Annotated in this window: 22 protein-coding genes and 1 pseudogene; 11 read left to right on the top strand and 12 right to left on the bottom strand. The window is 68.8% G+C overall.

The window, feature by feature from the left end; all coding sequences use genetic code 11:
• Nucleotides 1-32: 32 nt before the first annotated feature.
• A complete protein-coding gene (locus ON21_RS09760) occupies nt 33-572 on the bottom strand; it encodes a hypothetical protein (protein WP_157170773.1) in 540 nt (179 codons plus the stop codon).
• Between the two features lie 127 nt (nt 573-699).
• Nucleotides 700-1,377 (bottom strand): NAD(P)-dependent oxidoreductase, encoded by a 678-nt coding sequence (locus tag ON21_RS09765; RefSeq protein ID WP_039797299.1) that lies wholly within the window; start codon nt 1,375-1,377, stop codon nt 700-702.
• Between the two features lie 85 nt (nt 1,378-1,462).
• On the opposite strand from ON21_RS09765, the gene ON21_RS09770 reads away from it, so the two are divergent.
• Entirely contained in the window at nt 1,463-2,164 is a 702-nt protein-coding gene (locus ON21_RS09770; RefSeq protein ID WP_039797301.1) for a TetR/AcrR family transcriptional regulator, read from the top strand.
• On the opposite strand, the gene ON21_RS09775 is transcribed toward ON21_RS09770, so the two are convergent.
• Nucleotides 2,161-2,799: a TetR/AcrR family transcriptional regulator gene (locus tag ON21_RS09775; RefSeq protein WP_051020597.1), complete on the bottom strand. Its 639-nt coding sequence runs from the start codon at nt 2,797-2,799 to the stop codon at nt 2,161-2,163. The two genes, ON21_RS09770 and ON21_RS09775, sit on opposite strands and share 4 nt — an antisense overlap.
• A gap of 91 nt (nt 2,800-2,890) precedes the next feature.
• Between ON21_RS09775 and ON21_RS09780 the strand changes: the two genes are divergently transcribed.
• Nucleotides 2,891-3,226: a hypothetical protein gene (locus tag ON21_RS09780; RefSeq protein WP_039797303.1), complete on the top strand. Its 336-nt coding sequence runs from the start codon at nt 2,891-2,893 to the stop codon at nt 3,224-3,226.
• A gap of 71 nt (nt 3,227-3,297) precedes the next feature.
• Here ON21_RS09780 and ON21_RS09785 read toward each other — a convergent pair whose 3' ends face one another.
• Nucleotides 3,298-4,734, bottom strand: coding sequence for an MFS transporter (locus ON21_RS09785; RefSeq protein ID WP_039797305.1), 1,437 nt, complete (start codon nt 4,732-4,734; stop codon nt 3,298-3,300).
• Nucleotides 4,735-4,833: 99 nt separating this feature from the next.
• On the opposite strand from ON21_RS09785, the gene ON21_RS09790 reads away from it, so the two are divergent.
• Nucleotides 4,834-5,256: a MarR family winged helix-turn-helix transcriptional regulator gene (locus ON21_RS09790; protein WP_157170774.1), complete on the top strand. Its 423-nt coding sequence runs from the start codon at nt 4,834-4,836 to the stop codon at nt 5,254-5,256.
• 1,055 nt (nt 5,257-6,311) lie between these two features.
• On the top strand, nt 6,312-7,523 hold the full coding sequence (gene coaE, locus ON21_RS09795) for a dephospho-CoA kinase (protein WP_039797309.1): 1,212 nt from the start codon (nt 6,312-6,314) through the stop codon (nt 7,521-7,523).
• A 58-nt stretch (nt 7,524-7,581) separates the two neighbouring features.
• On the opposite strand, the gene ON21_RS09800 is transcribed toward coaE, so the two are convergent.
• Nucleotides 7,582-8,106, bottom strand: a complete 525-nt coding sequence (locus ON21_RS09800; RefSeq protein ID WP_039797310.1) for a ribonuclease FAU-1 family protein — start codon at nt 8,104-8,106, stop codon at nt 7,582-7,584.
• A gap of 57 nt (nt 8,107-8,163) precedes the next feature.
• Nucleotides 8,164-8,814, bottom strand: a complete 651-nt coding sequence (locus tag ON21_RS09805) for a ribonuclease FAU-1 family protein (RefSeq protein WP_083880510.1) — start codon at nt 8,812-8,814, stop codon at nt 8,164-8,166.
• 478 nt (nt 8,815-9,292) lie between these two features.
• On the opposite strand from ON21_RS09805, the gene uvrB reads away from it, so the two are divergent.
• Nucleotides 9,293-11,482, top strand: a complete 2,190-nt coding sequence (gene uvrB / locus ON21_RS09810) for an excinuclease ABC subunit UvrB (RefSeq protein ID WP_039797311.1) — start codon at nt 9,293-9,295, stop codon at nt 11,480-11,482.
• Nucleotides 11,483-11,547: 65 nt separating this feature from the next.
• Here uvrB and ON21_RS09815 read toward each other — a convergent pair whose 3' ends face one another.
• Nucleotides 11,548-12,018: a VOC family protein gene (locus tag ON21_RS09815; RefSeq protein WP_039797312.1), complete on the bottom strand. Its 471-nt coding sequence runs from the start codon at nt 12,016-12,018 to the stop codon at nt 11,548-11,550.
• A gap of 52 nt (nt 12,019-12,070) precedes the next feature.
• Here ON21_RS09815 and ON21_RS09820 point away from each other — a divergent pair, with 52 nt between their 5' ends.
• The 3 genes from ON21_RS09820 to ON21_RS09830 all read left to right on the top strand — a co-directional run bounded on the left by ON21_RS09820 (nt 12,071) and on the right by ON21_RS09830 (nt 14,354).
• Nucleotides 12,071-12,973: a helix-turn-helix domain-containing protein gene (locus ON21_RS09820; protein WP_083880511.1), complete on the top strand. Its 903-nt coding sequence runs from the start codon at nt 12,071-12,073 to the stop codon at nt 12,971-12,973.
• A 28-nt stretch (nt 12,974-13,001) separates the two neighbouring features.
• Complete coding sequence (locus ON21_RS09825; protein WP_039797313.1) at nt 13,002-13,415, top strand: DoxX family membrane protein; 414 nt, start codon at nt 13,002-13,004, stop codon at nt 13,413-13,415.
• A gap of 486 nt (nt 13,416-13,901) precedes the next feature.
• A complete protein-coding gene (locus tag ON21_RS09830) occupies nt 13,902-14,354 on the top strand; it encodes a universal stress protein (RefSeq protein WP_039797314.1) in 453 nt (150 codons plus the stop codon).
• An 81-nt stretch (nt 14,355-14,435) separates the two neighbouring features.
• On the opposite strand, the gene ON21_RS09835 is transcribed toward ON21_RS09830, so the two are convergent.
• The 3 genes and pseudogenes from ON21_RS09835 to ON21_RS09845 all read right to left on the bottom strand — a co-directional run bounded on the left by ON21_RS09835 (nt 14,436) and on the right by ON21_RS09845 (nt 18,549).
• Nucleotides 14,436-16,733, bottom strand: coding sequence for a HelD family protein (locus ON21_RS09835; protein ID WP_039797388.1), 2,298 nt, complete (start codon nt 16,731-16,733; stop codon nt 14,436-14,438).
• Nucleotides 16,734-16,901: 168 nt separating this feature from the next.
• Nucleotides 16,902-17,189, bottom strand: a pseudogene (locus tag ON21_RS09840) (antibiotic biosynthesis monooxygenase family protein); the annotation flags it as partial.
• 10 nt (nt 17,190-17,199) lie between these two features.
• A complete protein-coding gene (locus ON21_RS09845) occupies nt 17,200-18,549 on the bottom strand; it encodes a diguanylate cyclase domain-containing protein (protein WP_039797315.1) in 1,350 nt (449 codons plus the stop codon).
• 279 nt (nt 18,550-18,828) lie between these two features.
• Here ON21_RS09845 and ON21_RS09850 point away from each other — a divergent pair, with 279 nt between their 5' ends.
• A complete protein-coding gene (locus ON21_RS09850) occupies nt 18,829-19,971 on the top strand; it encodes a beta-ketoacyl synthase N-terminal-like domain-containing protein (RefSeq protein WP_039797316.1) in 1,143 nt (380 codons plus the stop codon).
• Between the two features lie 240 nt (nt 19,972-20,211).
• Complete coding sequence (locus ON21_RS09855; RefSeq protein ID WP_245562525.1) at nt 20,212-20,922, top strand: sigma 54 modulation/S30EA ribosomal C-terminal domain-containing protein; 711 nt, start codon at nt 20,212-20,214, stop codon at nt 20,920-20,922.
• A 3-nt stretch (nt 20,923-20,925) separates the two neighbouring features.
• Here the strand turns inward: ON21_RS09855 and ON21_RS09860 are convergent, their stop codons facing one another.
• Nucleotides 20,926-22,482, bottom strand: a complete 1,557-nt coding sequence (locus tag ON21_RS09860) for a sensor histidine kinase (protein WP_083880512.1) — start codon at nt 22,480-22,482, stop codon at nt 20,926-20,928.
• Between the two features lie 517 nt (nt 22,483-22,999).
• Between ON21_RS09860 and uvrA the strand changes: the two genes are divergently transcribed.
• A complete protein-coding gene (gene uvrA, locus ON21_RS09865; RefSeq protein ID WP_039797317.1) occupies nt 23,000-25,951 on the top strand; it encodes an excinuclease ABC subunit UvrA in 2,952 nt (983 codons plus the stop codon).
• 53 nt (nt 25,952-26,004) lie between these two features.
• Here the strand turns inward: uvrA and ON21_RS09870 are convergent, their stop codons facing one another.
• Nucleotides 26,005-26,715, bottom strand: coding sequence for an alpha/beta fold hydrolase (locus ON21_RS09870; RefSeq protein ID WP_039797318.1), 711 nt, complete (start codon nt 26,713-26,715; stop codon nt 26,005-26,007).
• Nucleotides 26,716-26,813 lie beyond the last annotated feature (98 nt).

The following is a 26,813-nucleotide window of genomic DNA, read 5'->3' on the forward strand; positions in this document are numbered from 1 at the left end:
CCGGTTGGGGCACAGTCGTTTTCGAGCGGTTTTCAATCGCTCCCGTGCCGCGAGGGCTTCGTCGTGCCCCGCTGTACTCGCGGCGCGTGCGCGGGCGGCGGTGCGGCCTCGTGGGGCGCCATCATCTGCGCCGTGGTGAGCGCGACGACCTGAATCTGCTCGAGCCGCAACCCGAGTGAGGCCAGCCGGGCGATGACGCCCAGCCGATGTTCCGGCATACCGGGGCGGATCACCAGCGGCTCCCGCTCCGGCCGAGGCAGGACGTAGGCACGACGTTCGGCGTCGAAGCGCACGGGAGCGCCGCCCCGGATCGCCCGGTAAGCGGCCACATCCAGCGTGCTGTGCCGGATCGGGTCGATCAGCAGCGAGACGACGAATTGCTCCGCCTGCCGCAGGAACGGCTCTTGGTCCGACGGATCCAAATGCTCGATCCGCTGGGCCACGCGGCGCCGGTAATCCTGCGCGGCGGGGCGCAGCAGAGCACGGTGCCGCTCGATCTCGGCCGCGAAGGCCACGAGTTCTTCGTGATCCACGGCGAGACGGTCGGGCGTCGAAGCAAGGACGTCGGGCATGGTGACCCCTATCTCTCGGGTTGCGGGTTACTTTGCGTGGCAACCGGATCGACGTCTGACATCCCTCAGTGTGCCGGAGGGGTACGACAGAAACCGCGACGAACTTGCTCGGCAGACGACTCCGGTCTCAGTAGCCCACGGTGAAGCGGCGCTGAACGAAACGGGGCTGCTCGGCTTCGTCGACGATGGCGACCGCCACGTCTTCGGCGGAGAGGTCTGCGCCGCCGACCAGGAGCTGATCGCCGCCGATCCGGAAGCGGCCGGTGCGCTCGCCGGGATTGATCCGCCCCGAGGAAGGGCTCAGGTAGGTCCAATTGCGGTTCGACAGTCGATAGACGTTCAGCGCGTCGCGTAAGGCGCGCACCACCCGCGCATAGTCAGCGGGGACGTCGAGGACTTCGGTGAGGGTGCGAATGAAATCCTCCCCGGTGTCCAGCAATTGCGTACCGGGCGCGACTTCCAGGCTGCCCGCCCCGCCCACCGCGATCAGCCGGACGCGCGGCTGCCGGTCGAGCGCGGCGACCATCGCCCGTGCGCCCACCACGAAGTCGTCCGCTTTGGCGATCGTGTCGGCGATGCCGTGTCCGGTGTTCACCGCGCTGACGACGACGTCGAGCCCGGCTATGGCCGAGGCGATGCTCTCGCTGTCCAGCCAGTCGGCCACCGCCCACGTCTCGCTGCCGCCGCGGGCGGGGAAACGTGCCGCGTCGCGCGTGAAGGCGGTGACCCGGTGCCCCCGCCGCAGTGCTTCGGTGACCACGCGCGAACCGATGACGCCGGTCGCCCCGAAAACTCCGATGTCCACTACTTCTCCTTAACATCGTTCATTTACTACACGCCGTTCAGTAACAACACGGCAGATAGTACCCAGCCGCTGTAGGGTGTCAACCGTGGCCGAGATCGTGAGGAGTCGCCGGGAGCGCCTGCGCGCGCAGACGCTCGAGGACATCAAGACGATCGCGATGCGGCTGCTCGCCGAGGGCGGCCCGGACGCGATCTCGTTGCGCGCCATCGCGCGGGAGATGGGCATGACGGCGGGCGCGATCTACGGCTACTTCGCCACCCGCGACGACCTGATCTCCACCCTCATCTCGGACGTCTACACCGCCTTGGTCGATCGGCTGGAAGCGGCGCGCGACGCCGTTGCGGCGGCGGATCCGGCCGGGCGCATCATGGCCTGGGCCGAGGCCGTGCGGGCGTGGGCGATCGAGCGGCCCGCCGAATTCCGGCTGATCTACGGCGATCCCGTGCCCGGCTATCGCCCGCCGCCGGGCGGACCCGCCGCCGCGGCCGAATTGCGCGCCTGCACCGGTTTGGTCGGTCTCGCGGCCGCCGCGTGGCCGCGGGCCGCGGCCACCCAGTCCGCGGCGGACTGTGCGTGGTCCGACTTCGACGCGAGCCTGGTCGACCATGTCCGGTCCGATTTCCCGGACCTGCCCCCCGATGCGCTCGCGCTCGCTCTGCGTCTGTGGGGCCGGATGCACGGACCGATCGCGCTCGAGGTGTACGGGCACCTGCGTCCACAGTCTCACGATCCGGGGAAACTGTTCCGCGCCGAGATGCGCGATCTGGTTCGTTCCCTCGGCTTCTAGCCGGTCGGGTCGGGCGGCGGCGAGCCGGAATGGCCGGCATGGCGCGCCGAGGGTGTCCCCCCGAGGGGGCCGGGCTCGGCGGGGCGGTGGGCGATGTCGTGAAAGGCGTTTCTCAGCAGTGCGATGATGCGCTGCGGCGGCGCGTCGCGCAGGCCCTCGAGTTCGAGCAGATGGCGGCCGATCACCACGCCGATGGTGAGGGCTCCCAGTAATCCGGCGCGCAGGTCCGCCTCGTCGTCGCCGAGTTGTCCGGCCGCTTCCCGCTGGCGGGCGGTCATGGCCGCGCGTACCTCGTCGGCGGCGTCCGGGTGGGTGAGCATCGAGCGGATCGCCGCCAGGGTGTTGACCGGCTGGTCCGCGAGTTTGATGGCGAGTGCGTCGAGCAGGAGTTCGGCCACCTGCTCCGGCGTCCCGGTGATCGGGTGGTCGTCGGCGAAGACCGCGACGCGCGCGAACAGATTCTCTTTCGACCCGAAATAGCGCATCACCAGGCTGGGATCGGTGTCCGCCTCCGTCGCGACGGCACGGATGGTCGTTCGGTCGTAGCCGATCTCCGCGAACAACCGGCCCGCCGCCGTCAGGATCCGTTCCTCGGTGTTTCGGCGCTGCTGGGCTCGGGTGGAGGCGGGATCCATGAATTCAGTCTACATCCGTTGACTCAATGACTGCGCGGGGGTAGCTTTCGGTCTACATCTGTTGACCGAATTGGAAAGTGAGGTGGTAGCGATGTGGTCCACTGTCGCCCTGGCCCTCGGCGCCGGGATCCTGGGAGTGAACGCCGTTCCGCATTTCGTGAAAGGGATGATGGGGGAGGAGTTCCCGAATGTCACGGGTAACGCGCCTGTACGCAACTCCGTGGCCGGATTTCTCGGACTGCTGCTGACGGCGCTGCTCGTGTACTGGGCCGACTTGGCGAGTCATCCTTGGGCCGGTGCGGTGAGCATCGGCATCGGTGGGTTGAGCATGGCGATCTTCCACGGCCTGGGTGGGGCCTACCGGCTCAATACCGCACTCGGGCTGCCCAATCCGCCCCGGCAGATGCACGCGGGTACGACTGCGTGACCGGCGGTCCGGCTGGTGCGGCTTCGGCGAGGTATCCGATGAGGTGTCTCGCCGAAGCCGGTCCATGACTTTCAGCGAGCCGGTGCCGCAGAGGTGCCGGCTTTCGCGGTGATGCCGACCGCCGCAAGGATCGCCGCCACCGCGAGAATCGCGGAGCTGACTTCGAATGCGAGCCGGAATCCCTGGGTGAAGGCGAATTCGGTGGACATTCCGGACTCGAGCAGCGCGGTGCTCCGGCGGATGGCGATGGTGCTGAGCACGCCCAGCCCGAACGCGCCGCCGAGCTGTTGCGTCGTCGTCACCAGTCCGGAGGCCAATCCGGTGATGTCCTCATGGGTTTCACCGACCGCGGCGATGGTGATCGACACGAAGGCCAGGCCCATTCCGAACCCGGCGGCCAGCATGCCCGGCAACAATTCTCGATACCCGCCAGTGGGTGACAAGCGGGACAACGCGAGCATGCCGAAGCCGCAGGCGACCATCGCGGTGGTCAGCACCCAGCGGACCCCCGAGCGCGGCGTGAGGGCCGCCGAGGTCGCGAAGCCCGCGATCACCACGGCGCAGAACGGCAGCCAGGCCGCTCCCGTTCGGGCCGGGCTGTAGTGCATGACCTGCTGCAGGTGAAGGGTGAGGAAGAACAACATCGACAGGATCGCCGAGCAGAACAGGACGTTGGCCGCGTTGGCCACCGCCCGATCGCGATCGTGGAAGAACGACAAGGGAATCAGTGGAGAGCGGTGGCGCTGTTCGCGTACCACGAATGCGACCAGCAGCGCGAGTCCGGCAGCCAGCCGTAACACCGTCGTGGTGAACGAGACTCGGCCGCTGTCGACGAGCCCGAGGTTGCATGCCGCGACCGCCGCGGTGATCAGGGCTGCGCCGAGCCCGTCGATGCGCGCTCGCCCGGCCCCGCCCGGAGATCCCGTCGCGACCAGCCGCGGGATCGCGACCAGGGCGATCAGCGCCACCGGCACATTGATGAAGAAGCACCAGCGCCAGCTCGCGTACTGAGTGATGACGCCGGAAAGCACCACGCCGAGTGTCGCTGCCAAGCCGCCGAGGCCGGCCCAGATGCCCAAGGCGCGACTGCGCGCTCGTGGATCGGTGAACAATCCCGCGACGATGCTCAGCGCGGCCGGGCTGGCGAGGGCGCCGCCGATGCCCTGACCCGCGCGGCTGGCCACAACCATCAAGCCGTTCTGTGCGAGGCCGGTGGCCAGTGAGGCGACCGCGAACACAGTGACGCCGACCAGGAAGACCCGCTTGCCGCCGAACAGGTCGGCGCACCGGCCACCCAGGATCAGGAATCCCCCGAACAGTAGGAGATAGGCGTTGACGACCCAGGTCAGGTCGCTCTCGGACATGTGCAGCGAGCGCTGAATGGTGGGCAGGGCGACGTTGACCACGGTGTCGTCGAGATTCAGCATCATCTGCACCGAGCACAGCAACGTCAATGCCAGGTAGCCGGACCTCAGGCCGGGCCGCGCCGCGATTGTCGAAGTAGTCATGATTCCTTACTGGTGGTGTACCACTATTTCATGGCTATCGTGACATCCGAACTGATGGTGGTCAACCACTAATTAGTGTGCGGTAGGTAGGCTGTGCCGGTGAGCGAACCGCAAGAGGCGCCGAGCATGGCGGAGTTGGTCGACGTGCTGCAGCGTGCGGTCGGGCTGGTGCGTGCGCATTTCGCCGCCGCAACGGCGCGTGTGGGCGTGACTCCGGCGCAGGCCAAAGCCCTCGGCCGATTGGCGACGCCCATGACGCCGAAAGATCTCTCCCGTCAGTTGGGGGCCGACCTGTCGAACACCGCGAGCATGGTGGACCGTTTGGAGGCGCTGGGCTTGGTGCGCAAGGAGATCCACCCCGCCGATCGCCGCGCGCGCCTGCTCACTCTCACCGAACGGGGAGAAGAGCTCCGGAGAACGCTCGATCGAGAGGTGTTCGACAACGTGCCCGCGCTGGCCGTGCTGGACGAACCGGAGCGCAGGCAACTGTACGGGTTGCTGCGACGCGTGACGTCGGGCTGACTCGCTCGGATAGTTAGCCAGGAGTGCGCCACATCGCGAATCCGAAATGTCGGGCCGCTGACGACCTGCGATTCCCTACCGTGGCAAAGAGCGATGGGCCTGTCGTCCATGCTTTTTCGGCGTCGTGTGATGGATAGGGTGGGACAGGCGCGATGGATCAAAGGGTTTCGGCGCTGTCTTCCTCGTGTTCCGGCGATCGCCATGAAACGGAAACCGAGGGAGTGGGGTATGCCGTGGTGCGGGCCGTCGGCGTGCTCGCGCCGAATCGACTCGTCCACATTTGCCGAACCGCCGGCCGGCGTGGTTCTGCTCCGGCTTTCGTGTCCAGCGCCGGCGACGCTGTTTCATGAATGATCGACGCGGAGTTCCGTCGGAGGCGGCTCTACCGTCGTGGCCCCCGATCGATCTTGCATCTGTACTTACATTCGGCCCGGGCGCTGTCGTGTACCGCGAACCGCACGGGCTGTGGGTACGCAAAACAGTGGCCCAGCCTTGGCGAGAGGCTGGGCCACTTCGAGCTCGGGTTCAGCTTGCGGTAGCAGGTACCCACCGGACCGCGGGTGCGGCCGGACGGTTCCGCATGGCAGCGAAACTGTGCCGCGCGGGACTGATGAACGCGGTGAACCAAGAGCGGCGGTGCTCGGCGAGCGCCGCCGCGACAGCGGGGATCTGAATGCAGTGCACTCGTCCCGCCATGCCCAGGCGGTGGCGACCCGCCCGGTTGATTCTGGTGCCCAATGGTGTTCCTTTGCTTCGCTGGTGTCGGCCTGGATCGCCACGGCGAAGATTAGCGGAACGAAACTGCGCGGCAGAGTATTTTGCCCGAGTAATTGCCTCGGCGTGTCGGAAAGTCGCCGCGCCCGAACGGTAAACATCCGGAATTGTTGCGAATCGGTCTCGGCGCTGTCACGGAACGGGCAAATGGCTTCCCGGGTGGTGGAATACGCGACCGCATCGGGTAATCGGCCGGATCGCTCGTCATCCGGTGCGGGTCGGCCGGAGGCGCGCGCGGGGCAGCGCACGCCCGAGTGCGCCCCGGATGCGAGACTGGTCGAATGTTACGAATCGGCCTCACCGGAGGCATGGGAGCGGGGAAGTCGACGGTGGCCCGGACCTTGGCCGATCTCGGCGCGGTGGTCATCGATTCCGACCTCGTCGCCAGGGAAGTGGTCGAGCCGGGCACCGAAGGGCTGGCCGCGCTGGTGGAGGCATTCGGCGCCGACATCCTCGCCGCGGACGGCAGCCTCGACCGGCCCGCTCTGGCGGCCAAGGCCTTCGGCGACGACGCGGCGCGCGCGAAACTGAATTCGATCACCCACCCGCTCGTCGGAAAACGCACCGCGGAATTGATCGCGGCGGCGCCCGTGGACGCCATTGTGGTGCAGGATATTCCGCTGCTGGTGGAAAACGGCCTGGCGCCTTTGATGAATCTCGTACTCATTGTCGACGTCGACGCCGAAACGCGAATTCGCCGTTTGGTGGAATTCCGCGGTGTCGCCGAAGCCGATGCGCGTGCGCGTATTTCGGCACAGGCCACCGACGACCAGCGCCGAGCCGTTGCCGATGTGTTGCTGGACAATCGTGGCGCGCCGGGTGAGGTCGAAGCGCAGGTGCGTGAGCTGTGGGCGGAGCGCCTGGTGCCCTTCGAGCGCAACCTGCGTGCGGGCACGCCCGCCCGCCGCGCTGACATCCGGCTCGTGCCCGCCGACCCCGCGTGGCCCGCGCAGGCGCAGCGGCTGATCGCCCGGCTGTGGGTGGCCTGCGGCAGCGCCGCATCCCGGATCGACCATGTCGGCTCCACCTCCGTGCCGGGGCTGCCCGCCAAGGACGTGATCGATCTCCAGATCACGGTCGCCGACCTGACCGCCGCCGACGGCCTGCGCGATGCCATCGCCGCCGCGGGGTTCCCGGTGCGCCCGGAGGTCACCCAGGACAATCCCAAGCCGACACCGCAGGACCCCGCCGGTGCGGACACCGCGCTGTGGAGCAAGCGCTTTCACCAGAGCGCCGACCCGGGCCGGTTGGCCAACGTGCACGTGCGCGCGGAGGGCTCGCCCGGGCAGCAGTACGCGCTGCTGCTGCGGGACTGGCTGCGCGCGGACGCCGGGGCTCGCGCGGAGTATCTCGCCGTCAAGCGCGAGGGTGAGGCCAAAGCGGCGGGGCTGACGGGCGCGGAGGCGACCGCGGCCTATCTCGATGTCAAGGAGCCGTGGTTCGACGCCGCGTACCCACGGGCGCTCGCCTGGCGCGATTCGTCGGCGTCCTAGCGATGCGGTGCAGGTAGTCCAAGTGCGCTGATCGGGCCGGGTGCGCGCAGCCGCCGGACTACAGCCAGGTCAACGTGATGTCCATGGTCTCCAGCCACCCCTCGAAGGTGTGGCCGTTGGCGGCGATGCCGTCGATGGCGGCCGTGGCGTGCTGCACGGCCGCCTCGGCGTCGGCGAGGCTGATCAGGCCCGCGGCGTGTGCGGCGATCAGCTCGTCGACGTCGAGCAGCTGGGTCTCGCGCGCGGAGCGCACGACGATGTCGAGGTAGTGATCGACGGACTTCCACTTCTTCGGCGCGACCGGCGTGAAATCACCGATGTCGAGGTAGTAGTCCTGGTCGCGCCGATGCGCGGGCAGGTAGTGGAAGATGGTGGCGCGCAGGTGCAGCTTCGGCAGCAACCAGGACTCGATGTAGCGGAACTGCGGGTGATCCGAGGTGCGCGCCATGTACAGGCCCCACGGCTCGACGTGGTACTTCTCGACCGGGCGCACGAAGCCTTTCGGATCCGTGTTCGTCAGATCCGCGAGGTTGAAGTACTCGACCTTGGGCCGGTGCACGTCGACGATGGGTGCCTGCGTCATGCATCAAGAATCTACCGCCGTTCCCGATGCGTCGAGCCGGAGACAGTAATCGGCGGGCTACATCCAGGTGAGGGTGATGCCGTGGGTGGCAAGCCAGCTCTCCACGCGGTGATCGTGCGCGGCCAGCCCGTCCAGTACGGCCGTGGCCCGCTCGAACGCCCGGTGCGCCTGCGCCGTGTCGACCAGTCCCGCGGCGTGTGCGGCGAGCAGCTCGTCGACGCCGAGCAGTTCGGCGGTGCCGCCGCGGCGCACGGCGATGGACAAGTACTGGTCCACCGCCTTCCAGCGCTTCTGGCCGACCCGGGTGAACTCGCCGACGTCGAGGCGGTAGACCGGTTCCCGGTGGTGCGCCGGGTTGGTCCGCGCCAGGGTCGCGCGCAACGACAGGCCCGGCAGCAACCAGGATTCGAGGTAGTGCGAATCCGCTCCGCCGACTCGGCGCGCCATGTAGAGGCCCCACGGCTCGACGTGGAAGCGGTCGACTGGGCGGACGAAGCCCTTGGCGTCGGTGTTGCTGAGTTCGGCCAGATTGAAGAACTCCACTCGCGGCCGATGCGGCGCCGGTCTGACCGCGGGGATCGGCCCCGGTGGGGCGGCCGTGGCGGCGCCTGCGACGGAGGGAACCACCGCGCGGATGTCTCTGGCGACGTACCCGGCGAGGCCGGTCACGGCCGGCACGGCGACGAGCAATGGAATCAGACCGCTCATGGCTCTTGTCCTTCACGTCCGAACAACCAGATCAGGTTACACCTGGGGCGGGGCGCTCGCGCGGCTCGCGATAAGGTGTTCTCCGACACGAAACCTGTTGCAGCAACGGACATTTCGGACATGTAACCGTTTGCGCCGAGCGGGCGCGGACCGGCTGTGAGGACGCGCTCGAAGCGCCGGACTCCGTGGCGCCGAGGGCGATAGGGGTGCGCTCGCGCTGTGTCGCCGAAAGTGTTTGGAAGCGTTTGCTTTCGGTATACCCCACCGCGCGGTGTCGCTTGTCTTCTTTGTTCACGATGGCCGACGGGGTGGCTCGATCACGTGCCGGGGCGCGGGCTCGTGGCGCTCCGCGGCAGCCGGTCGGCGACCCGTCGTGCTGTGACCGGTTTCACAGCGCGAAGAGGGTAGGGTATCGACCGGCTCGTGACCGCTCGTCGTCCACGCGAACCTGTCGGTGGGTGGGCCTACGCTGGTGAGCATGGCATTCGCAACCGAGATTCCGGCGGAGGGCTTCGAGGACCGGGCCGCCGAGCAGCCGCTCGCGCACTCGGAGTTCCGCCCGGTCGGCGAGATCGAGCGCGTCGGCGGCCGGTTCGAGGTGGTCAGCGAGCACCAGCCCGCGGGCGACCAGCCCGCCGCGATCGCCGAGCTGGAGCGCAGGATCAAAGCGGGGGAGCGCGACGTGGTGCTGCTCGGCGCCACCGGTACGGGCAAGTCGGCCACCACGGCCTGGCTGATCGAGCGGTTGCAGCGGCCGACGCTGGTGATGGCGCCGAACAAGACGCTCGCCGCCCAGCTGGCCAACGAACTGCGCGAGATGCTGCCGAACAACGCCGTCGAGTACTTCGTCTCCTACTACGACTATTACCAACCCGAGGCGTACATCGCGCAGACCGACACCTACATCGAGAAGGACAGCTCGATCAACGACGACGTCGAGCGGCTCCGTCATTCGGCGACCTCCAGCCTGCTGTCCCGGCGCGACGTGGTGGTGGTCGCCTCGGTGTCGTGCATCTACGGCCTCGGCACGCCGCAGTCGTATCTCGACCGGTCGGTGCAGCTGCAGGTCGGCACCGAGATCGATCGGGACGCGCTGCTGCGGCTGCTGGTCGACGTGCAGTACACCCGCAACGACATGGCGTTCACCCGCGGCTCGTTCCGGGTGCGCGGCGACACCGTGGAGATCATCCCTTCCTACGAGGAACTCGCCGTGCGCATCGAGTTCTTCGGTGACGAGATCGAGGCGCTGTACTACCTGCACCCGCTCACCGGCGACGTGGTCCGCCAGGTGGACATGCTGCGGATCTTCCCCGCCACCCACTACGTGGCGGGGCCGGAGCGGATGGAGCGCGCGGTGCACGACATCGAGGCCGAGCTGGAGGAGCGGCTCGCCGAGCTGGAACGCCAGGGCAAGCTGCTCGAGGCGCAACGGCTGCGCATGCGCACCCAGTACGACCTGGAGATGATCCGTCAGGTCGGCTTCTGCTCCGGCATCGAGAACTACTCCCGCCACATCGACGGCCGCCCGGCCGGTTCGGCGCCCGCGACGCTGCTGGACTACTTCCCCGAGGACTTCCTGCTCGTCATCGACGAGTCGCACAACACCGTCCCGCAGATCGGCGGGATGTACGAGGGCGACATGTCCCGCAAGCGCAACCTGGTGGAGTACGGCTTCCGGTTGCCGTCGGCGGTGGACAACCGGCCGCTGACCTGGGAGGAATTCGCCGAGCGGATCGGGCAGACGGTCTATCTGTCGGCCACACCGGGGCCCTACGAGCTCGGGCAGACCGGCGGCGAGGTGGTCGAGCAGGTCATCCGGCCGACCGGCCTGGTCGATCCGAAGGTGGTGGTGAAGCCGACGAAGGGGCAGATCGACGATCTGATCCACGAGATCAGGCAGCGCACCGAGCGCGACGAGCGGGTCCTGGTCACCACGCTCACGAAGAAGATGGCCGAGGACCTCACCGACTACCTGCTCGGGCTCGGGGTCCGGGTGCGCTACCTGCACTCCGAGATCGACACCTTGCGCCGCGTCGAGCTGCTGCGGCAGCTGCGGCTCGGCGAATACGACGTGCTGGTCGGCATCAACCTGCTGCGCGAGGGTCTCGACCTACCCGAGGTGTCGCTGGTGGCGATCCTCGACGCGGACAAGGAAGGATTCCTCCGCAGCACCACCGCGCTGATCCAGACGATCGGCCGCGCGGCGCGCAACGTCTCCGGCGAAGTGCACATGTACGCGGACAAGATCACCGATTCGATGCAGTTCGCCATCGACGAGACCGAGCGCCGCCGCGCGAAACAGATCGCCTACAACGAGGAAATGGGCATCGATCCGAAGCCGCTGCGCAAGAAGATCGCCGACATCCTCGACCAGGTGTACCGCGAGGCCGACGAGACCGAGGTGGAGGTCGGCGGCTCCGGACGCAACGCCAGCCGGGGCAGGCGCGCGCAAGGCGAGCCCGGACGGGCGGTGAGCGCGGGCGTGTACGAGGGCCGCGACGTCAAGTCGATGCCGCGCGCCGAACTCGCCGACCTCGTCAAAGAACTCACCGCACAGATGATGAACGCGGCACGAGAGTTGCAGTTCGAACTCGCCGGACGGTTGCGCGACGAGATCGCGGATCTGAAGAAGGAACTGCGCGGCATGGACGCCGCCGGGTTGAGTTGATCCGGGGCGCAGCGGCGCCGCCTCCGCGGGCCGTTCCGGGAACGACCGCGGAGGCGGCCGAGCCGTCAGGCCTGGGTGGCCATCCATTCGTTCACCCGGCGCTCGGCCTCTTCGCGCGAGACGTCCTCGACCTTGGTGAGCACCACCCAGCGGTGGCCGAAGGGATCGATCACCACGCCGAACCGGTCGCCGGTCACGAAGGTCTGCGGCTCCTCGACCTTGCGGGCGCCGTGTTCGACGGCGCGCCGGACCACGGCGTCGACATCGGGGCAGTAGTGCACGATCGAGGTGTGCACCCACTCCCCGTTCGGAGCCAGCACGCCGTTGTCCGGGATGGGCAGCCCCATTTGCAGGGTCGAGTCGCCGATCTTCAGTTCGGCGTGCGCGGGCTGCCCGTCGGGCAGGTCGTTGCGAGTGATCACCTCGGCCTCGAAAACGGCGGTGTAGAAATCGATCGCTTTGTTGCCGTCACCGACCGCGAGGAAACAGGTGATCGAGTGGTAGCCGTCGGCGATGGGATTCACTGTGTTCGTCATGACCACTACTTTCGCCGGTCCGGGCACAGGGGTCTTGTAAGAAAGCGACACCGTGCCGAGTAGCGCCGAATCATCCGCCGCGGGGCCGCCACGGCCCCGCAATCCCCTTGCGCCCGCGGACACCAAAGGCATCCTGCATCCGGACGAGCAGGCGAAACATCGCTCTCTGGTCCGCTTGCCGCCGAGTCCCGCGGTCGACCGCTACGTCGAGTGGTATTGGGCGGTGGGCTGGGATCTGCGCGGCAGACCGCCGTACCGGGCGGAGGTCCTGTCCTATCCGAGCGTGAACGTCACCTTCGAGCGGTCCGAGACGCGCACCGGAGGATTCGTCAACGGTGTGACCACCACGAAATTCATTCGCGAACTGAGCGGGCTCGGGGAGACGTTCGGCATCCGCTTCCGTGCGGGCGGGTTCGGCGCGTTCACCGGTCTGGATGTCGGCTCGTTCCGCGATCGCGCGGTACCGCTGGCGGACGTGCTGCCCGACGCCACGAGCCTGACCGAACGTGTGCTGGAGGCGCCGACTGTCGAGCGCCGCCGCCGCGTCGTCGAGGAATACCTCGCGGACCATCCCGCGGTCGAGGACCCGACCTATCGGTTGGTGCTGCGCATCGTCGACGCCATGGCCACCGATCAGGAGCTCACCAGGGTCGATCAGATCGCGGAACGGTTCGATGTACCCGCCCGCACGCTGCAGCGCATGTTCCGCCGCTACGTCGGCGCCGGGCCGAAATGGGTGCTGCGGCGCTACCGATTGCAGGACGGCGCCGATCTGCTCGCGAAAGGCCGTACCGAAGATCTCGCGGCGTTGGCCGCGGAACTGGGCTATTTCGACCAGGCGCACTTCTCGCGTGAGTTCACCGCGGAAGTGGGTATGGCACCTGGGGAATACGCCAAGAATTCCCTACGCCTCCGCAACGAGGTCACCGCCAAGGTCATCCCGACGAGGACTTAGTTGCCGGACAGCCGACGAGGAGTTGGACATGGACGTCGTGGTGTTGATCGGACGGGTGCTGTTCGCGCTGCTTTTCCTGACTTCCGCCCTCGGGCATTTCACCCAGACCGAGGCGATGGCGGGGTATGCGCGGAGCAAGGGCGTCCCGATGGGGAAGGCCGCCGTGCTCGGCTCGGGCGCGCTGTTTCTTCTGGGCGGTCTCGGTGTGCTGTTGGGTATCTGGGCCGATCTCGGGTCGCTGCTGCTGGTCGTCGCGCTGCTGCCGACGGCGGCCGTGATGCACCGGTTCTGGCAGGAGTCCGATCCGCAGACCAGGCAGGGCGAGATGATCCATTTCAACAAGGACGTCGCCTTGGCGGGCGCCGCCCTGATGCTGTTCGCGTTCTTCGCGCATGTCGACGAACTCGGATTGACCATCACCGGGCCTCTTTTCGACCTCTAGTCCCCGCCCCGCGCGCTAATATTGCGCGTCCTTTTCTCGGCAGGAAGGCGAAGCCATGGACATCATCGGGGCGATTCTCGGCATATTCTGGGCAAACTATCGGCAGTGGCCCTAGCCGCACAGTGGTCCCAGCTTGATCGGTCCGTTCCGGGTGCGTGTCGCACGTGCGCGGCGGGCCGATCTTCCTGTGACCGACCTGGCTCTGTGATCAATATCCCAGGGCCGCAAAGCCCTTCGAAGCGGTTGTGGCATATCACAGGTTTAGTTCTGCGAAATTGAATCCGCCCTGGTGGTTCCGGCCCTTCCGGCATTCCCTGGCGAATCCGCGGCGGGAATGGCCGAACAGCCCCGAGTGTGATGTCTTGCGATTTCTGAATTTTCCACACTGTTTGCGGCTATGGTCGACCCCAGTCGCCGCGCCGGCGCTCCGTCGAACCGGGGCGAACCCGTGCGCAGCACCCGACACACCGCATAGTTGGAGGAGAAATGACCGCCTACCGGACCATTGTCGTCGGTACCGATGGCTCGGACTCGTCGTATGTCGCCGTCGAGAAGGCAGGGGCCCTGGCCGGCGTTTCCGGCGCGACCCTGGTCGTGGCCTGCGCGTACTACCCGACCGACGACCGCGATGTCGCCGCCGCGGCCGACGTGCTCAAGGAGGAGGCCTACCAGGTACGCGGTTCCGCGCCGACCACCGAGATTCTGCGCATCGCCCGGGACAAGGCGATCGCGGCGGGTGCTGCCGACATCGTCGAGCGCGCCATCGTCGGCGAGCCGGTGGAATCGCTGCTGTCGCTGGTCAAGGAGGTCGACGCGGACCTGCTTGTCGTCGGTAACCGCGGCCTGAACACCCTGGCCGGACGGCTGCTCGGCTCGGTGCCCTCCGACGTGGCGCGCAAGTCTCGCTCCGACGTTCTGATCGTGCACACCGTGCGCTGAGTCCGGTTCTGCCGAAAGGCCCCGTGCCATCGCGAATCGCGGTGCGGTACGGGGCCTTTCGTCGTTTCGAACGGCCCGCGATCAGCGCAGCCGGTCGAGCACGCCGGGCAGGTCCGCGCTGTGCACGACGCCGAGCCGCTGGGTGGCGCGGGTGAGCGCGACGTACAGATCGTTGAGTCCGCGCGGCGATTCGGCCAGGATGTCCTGCGGTTCCACCAGGTAGACCGCGTCGAACTCCAATCCCTTCACCTCGTGCACGGTCAGCACCCGCACCGCGTCCCCCGCGAGGTCGGCCAGCCGTGGCGCCAGCGCCTGCGGCGCGATCACCGCCGTGGTGCCCGGCCCCGTCTCGGCCGCTACCAGCCGCGCCACCTCCGCACGCACATCGCCCGGCGCGACCCGGTACGCGCGCGGCGCCACGCCGGTCTCGCGGACCGAGCGCGGCGCGGTCGCCGTCGGATCGATGGCGGCGAGGACGTCGGCGGCCACGTCCATGATCTCCGCGGGGGTGCGGTAGTTGACGGTGAGCTCGGTCAGCTTCCACCGGGCCGCGACATAGGGCTCCAGCATCCGCTGCCACGAGGAGGTGCCCGCCGGGTCGCCGGTCTGCGCGACGTCGCCGACCACGGTGACCCACCGGTTCGGGATGCGTCGCATCACCATGCGCCAGGCCATCTCCGACAGCTCCTGCGCCTCGTCCACGATCACGTGGCCGTAGGTCCAGGTGCGGTCGCCCGCGGCCCGTTCCGCGGTCGTCTGACGAGTGCGGAAGTCCTGGCGCTCGGCCAGCTGGCTCGCGTCGATCAGGTCGTAGGCCATCAGGATCTCCGGATCGAGGTCGTCTTCCAGATCCTGGGGCGCGGAGCCGGTGAGGATGTCCAGAGCGTCCTGCGCTTCGGCGATCTGGGCGCGCCAGCGGCGGCGGGCGCGTTCGCGTTCCTCGGCATCGTCCACCCCGAGCAGTTCGGCCAGTTCGTCCAGCAGCGGCGCGTCGGCGGGGCTGAATCGCCCGTCGTCCGGCCGGAGCAATTCGGCGCGGTCGGCCGGGTCCAGCGAGCTCGCGGCCCGGTCCAGCCGCTTCGGGTCGGCGAGCAGGTCGGCCAGGACCTCCTGCGGGGACAGGATCGGCCACAGTTTCGCGATCGCGGTCTGGATCTGCGGGTCGGCGCGCATCTCGTCGCGGATCTCGGTGAGATCGGCCGAGCTGAGCAGACTGGGGCCACCGGAGAGGTCGGCGCCCATGGTCGCGGCGAGTTGATCGGTCAGCGCATCGATCACCGAGGCGGCGAAGATCGGACGGGCGAGGTTGTGCGGGCGGCGCGAGGAGCGGGCGCGTCCTCGGGCCTTGGTGGCGATCTTGCGATCCAGCGTGACCGGATAGCCGTCGAAGCTCAGCCGGATCGGTTCGGCGGGCACCTCCTGACGATCGCGCACCGCCTGCTTGAGCACCTCGAGTATCGTCAGCGATCCCTTGATCTCGCCCGCGCGCAACGAGTCCTCGCGGGCGGCTCGGACGCCGGGGTACAGATCGCCGATGGTGGACAGCAGCACGCCGGTCTCGCCGAGCGACGGCAGCACCTGTCCGATGTAGTCGAGGAAGGTGGCGTTCGGCCCGATGATCAGCACGCCGCTCTTGGCCAGCTGCTGGCGGTAGGTGTAGAGCAGATACGCCGCCCGATGCAGCGCGACGGCGGTCTTGCCGGTGCCGGGGCCGCCCTGCACCACGAGCACGCTCTTGTGCTCGGAGCGGATGATCGCGTCCTGCTCGTGCTGGATGGTCTCGACGATGTCGTTCATGTGACCGGTGCGCGCGGCGTTGAGCGCGGACAGCAGCGCGCTCTCGCTGCCGACGCCGCCGTCGGCGTCGGTGACGCCCGCCCGGCGCGCGGCCTCCAGATCGAGGTACTCGTCGTTGATCGCGGTCACCTTGCGGTTGCGCGAGCGGATGTGCCTGCGCCGGGTCACGCCGTCCGGCGCCGCGGTGGTGGCCAGGTAGAACGGCCGCGCCAGCGGGGCCCGCCAGTCCAGCAGCAGGCTCTCGTAGTCGTCCTTCTCATCGAGGATGCCCAGCCTGCCGATGTAGCGGTATTCGTCCTGTTCACCGTCGAGGTCGATGCGGCCGAAGCACAGGCCGTGCTCGGCGGCATCGTATTTCGCCAGGTCCTCGGAGTAGAGCTGGGTGAACGACTCCCGTTCGCTGCGGGCCTGCGGGGTGCCGCCGGTCTCCAGCAGCACGGTGCGCAGCCGGTTGCGCGCGTAGTCGCGCATCTCGTCGAGCCGCTGGTACAGCACCGACAGGTAGGCCTGCTCCTGATCGGTTTCGCGGGTCCGCTCGGGGGCGCCGTCGTGGGCGGCACGGTCCTGAGTGAGGTCGGGCAAACTGAACTCCTTGTCACCGCGAACAGGCGCGAGCGCGCCGCCGGGATCGGGCGGGTGCACGCACGGAAAGCAGAGTTGTCGAGTCTACTGGGGTTGCGACGGACTCGCCGTAACCGCAGGTCCTGCCACCGGCGCCGGGGCGGAGGCAACGTCGGCGGGCGGTGTGAGCTGCACCGGCGTGAAGTGCTCGACCACCGGGAACGGGTCGTAGAAGTGGTGTAGCAGGTCCTTCCAGCGCTGGTACTGCGGCGAGCCGCGGAATCCGGCGACGTGGTCCTCCAGCCGGTCCCATTCCACCCGCAGCAGGTAGCTGCCCGGCGACTCGACACCGCGCGACAGCGACAGCGACCGGAAGCCGGGCATGCTTTCGATGATCGGCCGTGCCACGGCGAAGGCGGCTTCGAAATCGGCGGCGAGTTCGGGGCGAACCGGCAGCAGGGCGTGTTCGATGATCATGGCGAACCCGTCAGGACGCGTGGGTGCTGTTGGGCCTGCGGCCTTTGGTGACGGTGCCTTCCCGCCGCCCCGCCGGCTTGGCGCGGTACATCGCCAGGTCCGCGTCGTGCAGCACCGCCTCCGGGCTGCGCCGGTCGCCGACTCCGAGTTCGGTGACGCCGATCGAGGCGTTCACCTCGATCCGGTGCCCGCGCGCGATGATCGGCTCGGCCATGGTGGAGCGCAGTCTGCTCACCAGCGCATCGATGTCGACGCGGCGGGTGCGGCCCGACAGCAGGACCAGGAACTCGTCGCCGCCGAGCCTGCCGACGATGTCGTCGCCGCGCAGCGCGCGCTGCAAGCGCTGGGCGACGATCTGCAGCACCGTGTCGCCGATGGCGTGCCCGAGCGTGTCGTTGATCGCCTTGAACCCGTCCAGGTCGATGAACAGCACGGTGGAGACCGGCAGCAGTTCGTCGGTACTGGCCAGCGCGGCGGCCAGCTGGGACAGGATCAGCGAGCGGTTGGCCAGCCCGGTGAGCGAGTCGTGCGTGGCCTGGTACTCCAATTGCCTTCTGCTGGCGCGGAATTCGGTGATGTCGGCGAAGGAGGACACCGCCGACGAGCGCGGGTCGCCCGGATTGAGCAGGCGGCTGCTGCCCGACAGCCAGCGCCGCTGGCCGTCCACCCGATCGACGCCGAAGATGTAGCCGGTGATGGTCTCGCCCGTGGCCAGCGTGCGCGCCACCGGATGGCGGCTCGGCGGCAGCGGCTGCGCGTTGGCGTCCAGCAGCACCAGCGGCAGCGACTGGATGGTGCGCCCGATGACCATGCCGTCGGGCCCCTCGGTACCGAAGATGCGCTTGGCCGCCGGATTCATCGACTCGATCCGGCCCTCCGGATCGATCACCACGACGCCTTCCTCCAACTGGGACACGACCGTGGTGAAGTAGTGCTCGGCCTTGCGCTGCGCGGCCTCGGCGTGGCGCTGGGCGGTGAGGTCGTGGATGACCACCTGGTAGGCGAGGTGGTCGTGCCAGGCGGTGAGCACCGACACCGTCTCCACCGGGACGGTGCCGCCGTCCACCCGCATCAAGGTCATCTCGGTGGGGATCGAGGCGGCGCCGGCGGTGGTGAGGGTGCTGATCCGGTCGAGCATCGCCGGGACGGAGGCGGGGTGGACGAAGTCGGTCAGCGGACGGCCGATGATCTCCTCGGCGTCGTCCGCGGCGAGCAGCCGGACGGTGGCCGGGTTGACGTAGACGACCCGGCCGCGCTCGTGTACGCAGATTCCGTCCGGGGTGTGCTCGACCAGAGAGCGGTAGCGCGCAGCCAGCTGTTCGGCGGCGTCGACCGCGGCGGCCAGCTTCTCGTCACCCACTCGAACCCCCGATCATCGACCCCATTATGGCCATTGGAACACGGGATTATTCTGGTATCGACGTGGACAAGATCACATCCTCCACGCTATTGCTTCGATCACAGTACTGGCACGTTCTCGGGCCGGATCCGGCGATCATGGCAGATACCGGTTTCTGCGTGGAGGCGGGGCAGACGGTTCGGCCCGCCCAGGGATCCGGTGAAGGAGCGATACATGCCGGGTGCCGACCCGAACACCGCTACGCGGTTCCGCACCGATCCGCAGCGGCCTCGAGACCATATGACCATCGCCGGGATCGGCGCGATCACCGGGTACGGATGGGGACGTGAACAGCTATGGGACGGCTTGCTCAGCGGCAAGTCGGCGGCGACCCTGCAACCGGGCTACGGGCCCGGCCGCGATGACGACGCCTGGGTCGCGCTGGTCCCCGACGGCGGGGACCCCGAGATCAGCACGAGCAGGTACGGACGGGCCGTGCACGAGGCGGCGCGGGAGGCCGTCGCCGACGCCCGCGACCGGGGCTGGCGGCCCGGCCGCACCGTCGGCCTGCTGCACGCCATCGTGCTCGGCGATGTGGTGAACTGGCGCGACTTCTACCTCGTCGACGGAGGCCGCCGCCGGTCGAGGGACTACCTGCGGCTGTTGCCGTCCACGCCGGTGTCGATGCTGATGGAGGAATTCGGTTTCCACGGCCCGGCGATGAACGTCTCCGCCGCGTGCAGTTCCGCCAACGTCGCGCTCGTCACCGCGAAGCTCTGGCTGGACGCGGGCATGGCCGACGACGTGCTCTTCGTGGCGACCGACCTGTCCGCCACCCCGGACATGCTGGACAGTTTCGTGCGGCTCGGCGCCGCGGTCACCGACGCGGAACCGCTGGACGCGTGCAGGCCCTTCCAGGAGGGCAGCCGCGGGTTCAGCATGGGCGAGGCCTCGGTGGCGTTCGTGCTGACCCGTTCGGTGGATCGGCCCTACGCCGCCGTGCTCGGCGGCGCCATGTCCAACGATGCCTATCACGTGGTCTCGGTCGACCCGACGCACGAGCAGATCCTCGACTGCGCTCGCCGCGCGCTCGCCGCCGCGGACGTCACCGCCGCCGACGTGCGTTATTTCAACGCGCACGGCACCGGAACCCGGCAGTGCGACGCGGCCGAACACCATCTGCTCGAGCACCTGTTCGCCGACCGCCCGCACATCTACGCGCTCAAGCCGCTGGCGGGACACTGCCAGGGCGCGTCGGCCGCCGTCGAGGTCGCGGCCGCCGCGCTCGGCTACGAACGGGGCATCGTGCCCGCGGCCCCGATCGTCGCGCCCGCGCATCCACGGCTGCTGGACGGCCCCGCGCCCTTCGAGGGTGGCATCACCGTGAAGCTCTCCCTCGGAATGGGTGGCAACAACTCGGCCGTGGTGCTCGGCGCCGTGTGATCGCGGCCCCTGCGTGATGTACGGCGGGAACGTTCGGGCCGACCCGCTCGGGTGCGCCTGAACCCGCCCTGCGCCAATCTTTTTCGCCCGGTCGGGACTTTCGGCCCTGTTCGTGGCCGCACCGGCGGTGCTGGCATGGATGGAACGAACCGATCTGGAAGCGGGGCAATGCAGATGGTGGCATCGGGGCTGCGATTCGCGTCGGACCAGTGGGCGACGGCTGCGGGGCCGGAGGTGGTCGTGACCACGCGCGGGGAGGTGTCCGCCACGGACGTGACGCGGGCGGTGCGCGCGATCACCCGGGTCCTGCGCCGACATCATCTCGACGTGCCCGCCCGGGTGCGGCTCGGCGCGCCGCCCGATCCGGAGGCGCCGACGGTGGTGCAGGTCGACGTCCACCACCGGGATGCGGTCACCCGGGTCCAGGTCACCGGGCCGCGCGGCTTCGCGGTGACCTTCGCCGCCGAGCGGCTCGACCGCAGATTGGCCCGCCTGGCCGCGGGACAGACGCGGACCTGGCCCGATCCGGCCCGCCCTCCGCTGGCCGGCGCCGGTGCGCCGCGTCCGATCGTCCGCAGCAAGCGATGCGTCCTGTCCACCTGCACGCCTGCCGAGGCGGTCGCGGTGCTGGACGCCATGGACTACGACGCCCACCTGTTCGTCGACGCCGAGACCGGTGAGGACGCGGTGGTGCATTGGGCGGAGGCGGGCGTGCGACTCATCCGCCAGCGGGCGACCTGCCCGCCGATCCGGTCGACGGAAACGGCGGGCGGCGCCCCGCCGATCGTGGTCGACGCGGATCCCGCCGTCTGCCTGGATCCGGCCGAGGCCGCGAATGTCTTGTGCCGCAAGGGATTACCGTTCCTGTTCTGTACCGACCCTGGCAATGGGCGAGGCGGGCTGCTGTATCGCCGCCACGACGGCGACCTGGCGATCGTGGTACCCGCCTGACCGTCAGGCCAGCGGCGCGGACCAGTGCACCCTGGTGCCGCCGCTCTCGGTCCGCTGCACCGTGCAGCGGCCCTCGGACATGCTCGCGCGCTGCGCGAGATTGGCCAGTCCGCTCGATGACACCTGCGCGGGCATCCCCGCGCCGTTGTCCTCGACGAGCACGGTCAGCTCGTCGCCGACGGTGATCTCGACGGCGAGCCGGTTCCCGCCGGAATGGCGCACCGCGTTGCTGACCGATTCGCGCACCACGGCTTCCACGTGATCGGCGAGCGCGTCGCCTACCACCGACAGCGGGCCCGAGAACCGCACGCTGGTCCGGAACGCGGTGTCGGCGGTCTGCTGGCGGATCGCGTCCTCCAGCCGCCTGCGCAGCGGGTCGCCGCCGTGCAGGTCGAAGATCGACGTGCGGATCTCCTGCACGACCTCCTGCAGGCCGTCCATCTCCACCGAAAGGCGTTGCCGTACCTGGGGATCCGTGGTGCGGGCCGCGGTGGCCCGCAACCCGAGCCCGACCGCGAACAGGCGCTGGACCACATGGTCGTGCAGGTCGCGCGCGATTCGGTCGCGGTCGGCGAGTACGTCGAGTTCGCGCATCTTGCGCTGGGTCTCGGCCAGTTGCATGGCCAGCGCCGCCTGATCGGTGAACGCGGCGGTCAGTTCGACCAGTTCGCCGGGGTACGGCGGACACCCGGGCGGCCGCACCACGATCAGTACGCCCAGCACCAGATCCGCGGTCTGTAGCGGGAGCACCAGCGCGGGCCCCGCCGCGCCCACCGCGGCGCCGAGATCGACCGGCCCGGCGTCGGGCACCTGCACCGGCGCGCGCCGGGTGAACGCCGTGCCGGTGGCGGTGTCCGCTATGCGCACCCGCTCGGGCCCCGGTCCCGGGCCGAACCACTGTGTCACAACGAGTTCGGTGGCCTCGTCGGGCGGTGTCCCGGGCGCCACCACGGCCAGCAGCGCCTGTTGCGAACCGGTCAGCGCGCGGGCGCGCGCCACCACCTGCGCGAGCACCAGGTCCGGCGCCGTGCCCGCGAGGAACTCGGTCGCGATGTCGCGCGTCGCCTCGATCCACGCTTGCCTGGTCCGCGCGGATTCGTACAGTCTGGCGTTCTCGATGGCGATGCCGGCCGCGGCGGCCATGGCGAGCACGATGGCCTCGTCGTCCTCGGTGAACGGCTGTCCCCCTGCCTTTTCGGTGAGGTAGAGATTGCCGAAGATCTCCTCGCCGACCCGCACCGGGACGCCGAGGAAGCTGCCCATCGGCGGATGGTCGGGCGGAAACCCGACGGCGGCCGGATGTTCCGACAGATCGGCCAGCCGGATCGGGTGCGGGTGCGCCAGCAGCAACCCCGGTACGCCGTGTCCCTCGGGCGAGCGCCCGATGTGGGCGGGCATCGCGTCATCGACGCCGTGGAAGATGAAATCGCCCAGTCGGTCGTCGTGTCCGCGGATGCCGAGCGCGCCGTAGCGGGCCGCGACCAGGCGGGTGGCGGTCTGCAGCAGGGCGCGCAGGGTGTCGAGCACCGTTGACGGGAGGCGCTGAGTGGTGACCGTCATGGCGGAGTGAGGTAGGCGTGGGGTGCGCACAGCGCGCTCAGTTTAGTCGTGGGCCGGTGCGCGCGGGGGCGGTTGTGCGGAGTGCTGACCGGTCATCGGCGGCGCCGTAGGAGGCATCGGTGACGTGCTGCTTCGGGCCGGTCGCGCCGTTCGATCACTGCGGACGCTCGATGTTTTCCGTCACACCTCCGGAGTGACTCTCACGCGCCGCGCATTCGCCGGGGGTCGCGTCCGGCCCCGTCGGCCGACCATTGCCCGCTGAATCGGGGCCTGCCCGCGGCAACGGCGGCGACCAGCGGGAATGCCGAATCACGTCGCGCTGTTGACCAGTGGTGCCGGGAGGGCGATGCTACGGAGGCGTCCTGGCCTGTTTCCCGGCTCATCCGTAATGTCCGGCCGCCGGGGTCCCGCCATTCGTCCAGGTGACGGGCGGTCCGCGAAACTTGTCGGTGCCCATGCCTAGCATGGCGGCCGGGGGTATGTCTGGACGCCGAACACGAAGGAGAAGGGACGGCCTGTGGCGGAACGCCTCACTGTGCGCGGAGCTCGGGAGCACAACCTCAAGGGTGTCGATCTCGACCTGCCCCGCGACAGCCTCATCGTGTTCACCGGCCTGTCCGGCTCCGGCAAGTCGAGCCTGGCCTTCGACACGATCTTCGCGGAGGGGCAGCGGCGCTACGTCGAGTCGCTGTCGGCGTACGCGCGGCAGTTCCTCGGTCAGATGGACAAGCCCGACGTCGACTTCATCGAAGGTCTCTCGCCCGCGGTGTCCATCGACCAGAAGTCGACCAACCGCAATCCGCGCTCGACCGTCGGCACCATCACCGAGGTCTACGACTACCTGCGGCTGCTCTACGCGCGAGCGGGCACTCCGCACTGCCCCGTCTGCGGCGAGCTGATCGCCAAGCAGACGCCGCAGCAGATCGTCGATCAGGTGCTTGCGATGGAGGAGGGCATCCGATTCCAGGTGCTCGCGCCGGTGGTGCGTACACGCAAGGGCGAGTTCGTCGATCTGTTCGACCAGCTCAACACCCAGGGTTACTCCCGTGTGCGGGTGGACGGCGTGGTGTATCCGCTCACCGATCCGCCGAAGCTGAAGAAGCAGGAGAAGCACGACGTCGAGGTCGTCGTCGACCGGCTCGCGGTCAAGCCGGGTTCCAAGCAGCGCCTGACCGATTCGATCGAGACCGCGCTGCGCCTGGCCGACGGCATCGTGGTGCTCGACTTCGTCGATCGTGACGAGCACGCGCACGACCGGGAGCGCCGCTTCTCCGAGCGTCTCGCCTGCCCGAACGGCCATCCGCTCGACATCGAGGACCTGGAGCCGCGCTCGTTCTCGTTCAACTCGCCCTACGGCGCCTGCCCGGACTGCACCGGCCTCGGCATCCGCAAGGAGGTCGACCCGGAACTGGTGGTGCCCGATCCGGCGCTGAGCCTGAACGAGGGCGCCATCGCGCCGTGGTCGCGCGGCCAGACCGCCGAGTACTTCACCAGGCTGCTGTCCGGCCTCGCCGATTCCATCGGCTTCTCCATGGACACCCCGTGGCAGGATCTGCCGCCGAAGGCGCGCAAGGCCGTGCTGGAGGGCAGCGCCGACCAGGTGCACGTCTCCTACACCAACCGCTACGGCCGCAAGCGCTCGTACTACGCGGACTTCGAGGGCGTGATGCCGTTCCTGCAGCGGCGCATGGAGAACACCGAGTCCGAGCAGATGAAAGAGCACTACGACGGGTACATGCGCGACATCCCGTGCCCGGTGTGCAACGGCGCCAGGCTGCGCCCGGAGATCCTCGCCGTCACCATCGCCGCGAACGGCGACAAGAAGTCCATCGCCGACGTCAGCGACCTGTCCATCGGCGAGTGCTCGGCCTTCCTGAATTCGCTCACCCTGGGCGAGCGCGAGGCGGCGATCGCCGGGCAGGTGCTGAAGGAGGTGCAGGCGCGGCTGGGCTTCCTGCTCGATGTCGGCTTGGAGTACCTCACGCTGTCCCGCGCGGCGGCCACCCTCTCCGGCGGTGAGGCGCAGCGGATCCGGCTCGCCACCCAGATCGGCTCCGGCCTGGTCGGTGTGCTGTACGTGCTCGACGAGCCGTCCATCGGCCTGCACCAGCGGGACAACCGCAGGCTCATCGAAACCCTCACGCGCCTGCGCAATCTGGGCAACACGCTGATCGTGGTCGAGCACGACGAGGACACCATCCGCGCCTCGGACTGGGTGGTCGACATCGGCCCGTTCGCCGGCGAGCACGGCGGCACGGTGGTGCACAGTGGGCCCTACGAGGAGTTGCTCACCGATCCGAACTCGCTCACGGGGGCGTATCTGTCGGGCCGGGAGCGCATCGAGGTGCCGATGGTGCGCCGCCCGGTCACCAAGAAGCGGCAGCTCACCGTCGTCGGGGCCAGCGAGCACAATCTCAAGGGCATCGATGTCGCGTTCCCGCTCGGCGTGCTCACCTCGGTGACCGGTGTCTCCGGGTCGGGCAAGTCGACGTTGGTGAACGACATCCTCGCGACGGTGCTGGCGAACCGGCTCAACGGCGCGCGACAGGTGCCGGGCAGGCACACCCGGGTCAACGGGCTCGACCACTTGGACAAACTGGTGCAGGTGGACCAGTCGCCGATCGGCCGGACGCCGCGGTCCAACCCGGCCACCTACACCGGCGTCTTCGACAAGATCCGCACGCTGTTCGCGGCCACCACCGAGGCGAAGGTGCGCGGCTACCAGCCCGGCCGGTTCTCGTTCAACGTCAAGGGCGGTCGCTGTGAGGCCTGCTCCGGTGACGGCACGTTGAAGATCGAGATGAACTTCCTGCCGGACGTCTACGTCCCCTGCGAGGTGTGCCACGGGGCCCGCTACAACCGGGAGACCCTCGAGGTGCACTACAAGGGCAAGACCATCGCCGAGGTGCTGGACATGTCCATCGAGGAGGCCGCCGAGTTCTTCGAACCGGTCACCTCGATCCACCGCTACCTCAAGACCCTGGTGGACGTGGGGCTCGGCTACGTGCGCCTCGGGCAGAGCGCTCCGACCCTCTCCGGTGGCGAGGCCCAGCGGGTGAAGCTCGCCGCCGAGTTGCAGAAGCGGTCCACCGGCCGCACGGTGTACATCCTCGACGAGCCGACCACGGGCCTGCACTTCGAGGACATCCGCAAGCTGCTCAGCGTCATCAACGGCCTGGTGGACAAGGGCAACACGGTGATCGTCATCGAGCACAACCTGGACGTCATCAAGACCTCCGACTGGGTGATCGACATGGGTCCGGAGGGCGGCTCCGGCGGCGGCACCGTGGTGGCGGAGGGCACGCCGGAGGAGGTCGCGGGCGTCGCGCACAGCTACACCGGCCAGTTCCTCAAGGAAGTGCTGGACCAGCCGCCCGCGCCGCAGAGCGCCGCGAAGAAGGCTCCGGCGAAGAAGACCGCGGCCAAGGCCACAAAGCGCACTGCGAAGAAGGCCGCCGCGGTCGGCTGACCCGTGTCGCGAAGCGGCGCGGTCCGGGTACACCGGGCCGCGCCGGTCTTCGTTCAGCGGTTGGCGATGGTGTGGATCAGTTCGGTGAGTTCCTTCGGCTTGGACCACATCGGCCAATGCCCCGTGGGCAGGTCGACGTACTCGGCGTCGATGCGTGCGAGTTCGGCGAAGAGGGGAGTCTCACCGTTGTCGCGCAGCTTCTCGACCACGTCGGCGGTCATGCTGCTGCAGATCACGGTGGTCGGGACCGACAGGCGGGCGTCCGAATCGCTCAACCGCAGCGGGGCGGCCGCGACGGACGTGGGCTCCGACACGGCACGCTCGCGAAAGCGCGCCAGGGCGGCCTCGTCCAGGCCCGCCAGGCTGTTGCCCGCGGCCTCCAGTTCCGGCCATTCCGGCAGAATCCATTCGCGCACGGCGACGTCGAGCGCGGAGTTGATGACGAAACCGTTCGGCAGCGGCGCGCTGTCGACGTAGATCGCCCGGCGGAACAACTCGGGCGCGCGGTCGATGGCGAGATAGGCGGGCGCCGCCCCGCCGGAGTGCGCGACGAGCACGACGGTCTCGCCCTCGGGCACCGCGTCGACGATGGCTTGCGCCTGGGATTCCAGGGTGGCCGACAACCGGTCCGGGTCGGCCTCGTCCAGACCCGGCAGCGTGAGCGCCACTACCTCGTTGCCACGCCGCCGCAGGTCGGGTGCGACCTTGTCCCACGCCCATGCACCGAGCCAGAATCCGGGAGCGAGAAGAATCCGAGTAGCCATGGGCTCACTGTGCCCCACCCGTTGGGAAACTTCCTAAACATCGTTGTTTCCATAGGTGTTCCGCGCACAATTCCGGCTGCACTCCGAGTCTTCTCCAC

It is taken from the genome of Nocardia araoensis NBRC 100135 (genome assembly GCF_000308435.1).
GTDB classification, from domain to species: domain Bacteria; phylum Actinomycetota; class Actinomycetes; order Mycobacteriales; family Mycobacteriaceae; genus Nocardia; species Nocardia araoensis.

Excerpts from the sequence above, each read along its gene's own strand:
- ON21_RS09760 (WP_157170773.1), bottom strand. The coding sequence starts at position 572 with ATGCCCGACGTCCTTGCTTCGACGCCCGACCGTCTCGCCGTGGATCAC.
- ON21_RS09775 (WP_051020597.1), bottom strand. The coding sequence starts at position 2,799 with ATGGATCCCGCCTCCACCCGAGCCCAGCAGCGCCGAAACACCGAGGAA.
- ON21_RS09780 (WP_039797303.1), top strand. The coding sequence starts at position 2,891 with ATGTGGTCCACTGTCGCCCTGGCCCTCGGCGCCGGGATCCTGGGAGTG.
- ON21_RS09785 (WP_039797305.1), bottom strand. The coding sequence starts at position 4,734 with ATGACTACTTCGACAATCGCGGCGCGGCCCGGCCTGAGGTCCGGCTAC.
- coaE (WP_039797309.1), top strand. The coding sequence starts at position 6,312 with ATGTTACGAATCGGCCTCACCGGAGGCATGGGAGCGGGGAAGTCGACG.
- ON21_RS09800 (WP_039797310.1), bottom strand. The coding sequence starts at position 8,106 with ATGACGCAGGCACCCATCGTCGACGTGCACCGGCCCAAGGTCGAGTAC.
- ON21_RS09805 (WP_083880510.1), bottom strand. The coding sequence starts at position 8,814 with ATGAGCGGTCTGATTCCATTGCTCGTCGCCGTGCCGGCCGTGACCGGC.
- uvrB (WP_039797311.1), top strand. The coding sequence starts at position 9,293 with ATGGCATTCGCAACCGAGATTCCGGCGGAGGGCTTCGAGGACCGGGCC.
- ON21_RS09815 (WP_039797312.1), bottom strand. The coding sequence starts at position 12,018 with ATGACGAACACAGTGAATCCCATCGCCGACGGCTACCACTCGATCACC.
- ON21_RS09825 (WP_039797313.1), top strand. The coding sequence starts at position 13,002 with ATGGACGTCGTGGTGTTGATCGGACGGGTGCTGTTCGCGCTGCTTTTC.
- ON21_RS09830 (WP_039797314.1), top strand. The coding sequence starts at position 13,902 with ATGACCGCCTACCGGACCATTGTCGTCGGTACCGATGGCTCGGACTCG.
- ON21_RS09850 (WP_039797316.1), top strand. The coding sequence starts at position 18,829 with ATGACCATCGCCGGGATCGGCGCGATCACCGGGTACGGATGGGGACGT.
- ON21_RS09860 (WP_083880512.1), bottom strand. The coding sequence starts at position 22,482 with ATGACGGTCACCACTCAGCGCCTCCCGTCAACGGTGCTCGACACCCTG.
- ON21_RS09870 (WP_039797318.1), bottom strand. The coding sequence starts at position 26,715 with ATGGCTACTCGGATTCTTCTCGCTCCCGGATTCTGGCTCGGTGCATGG.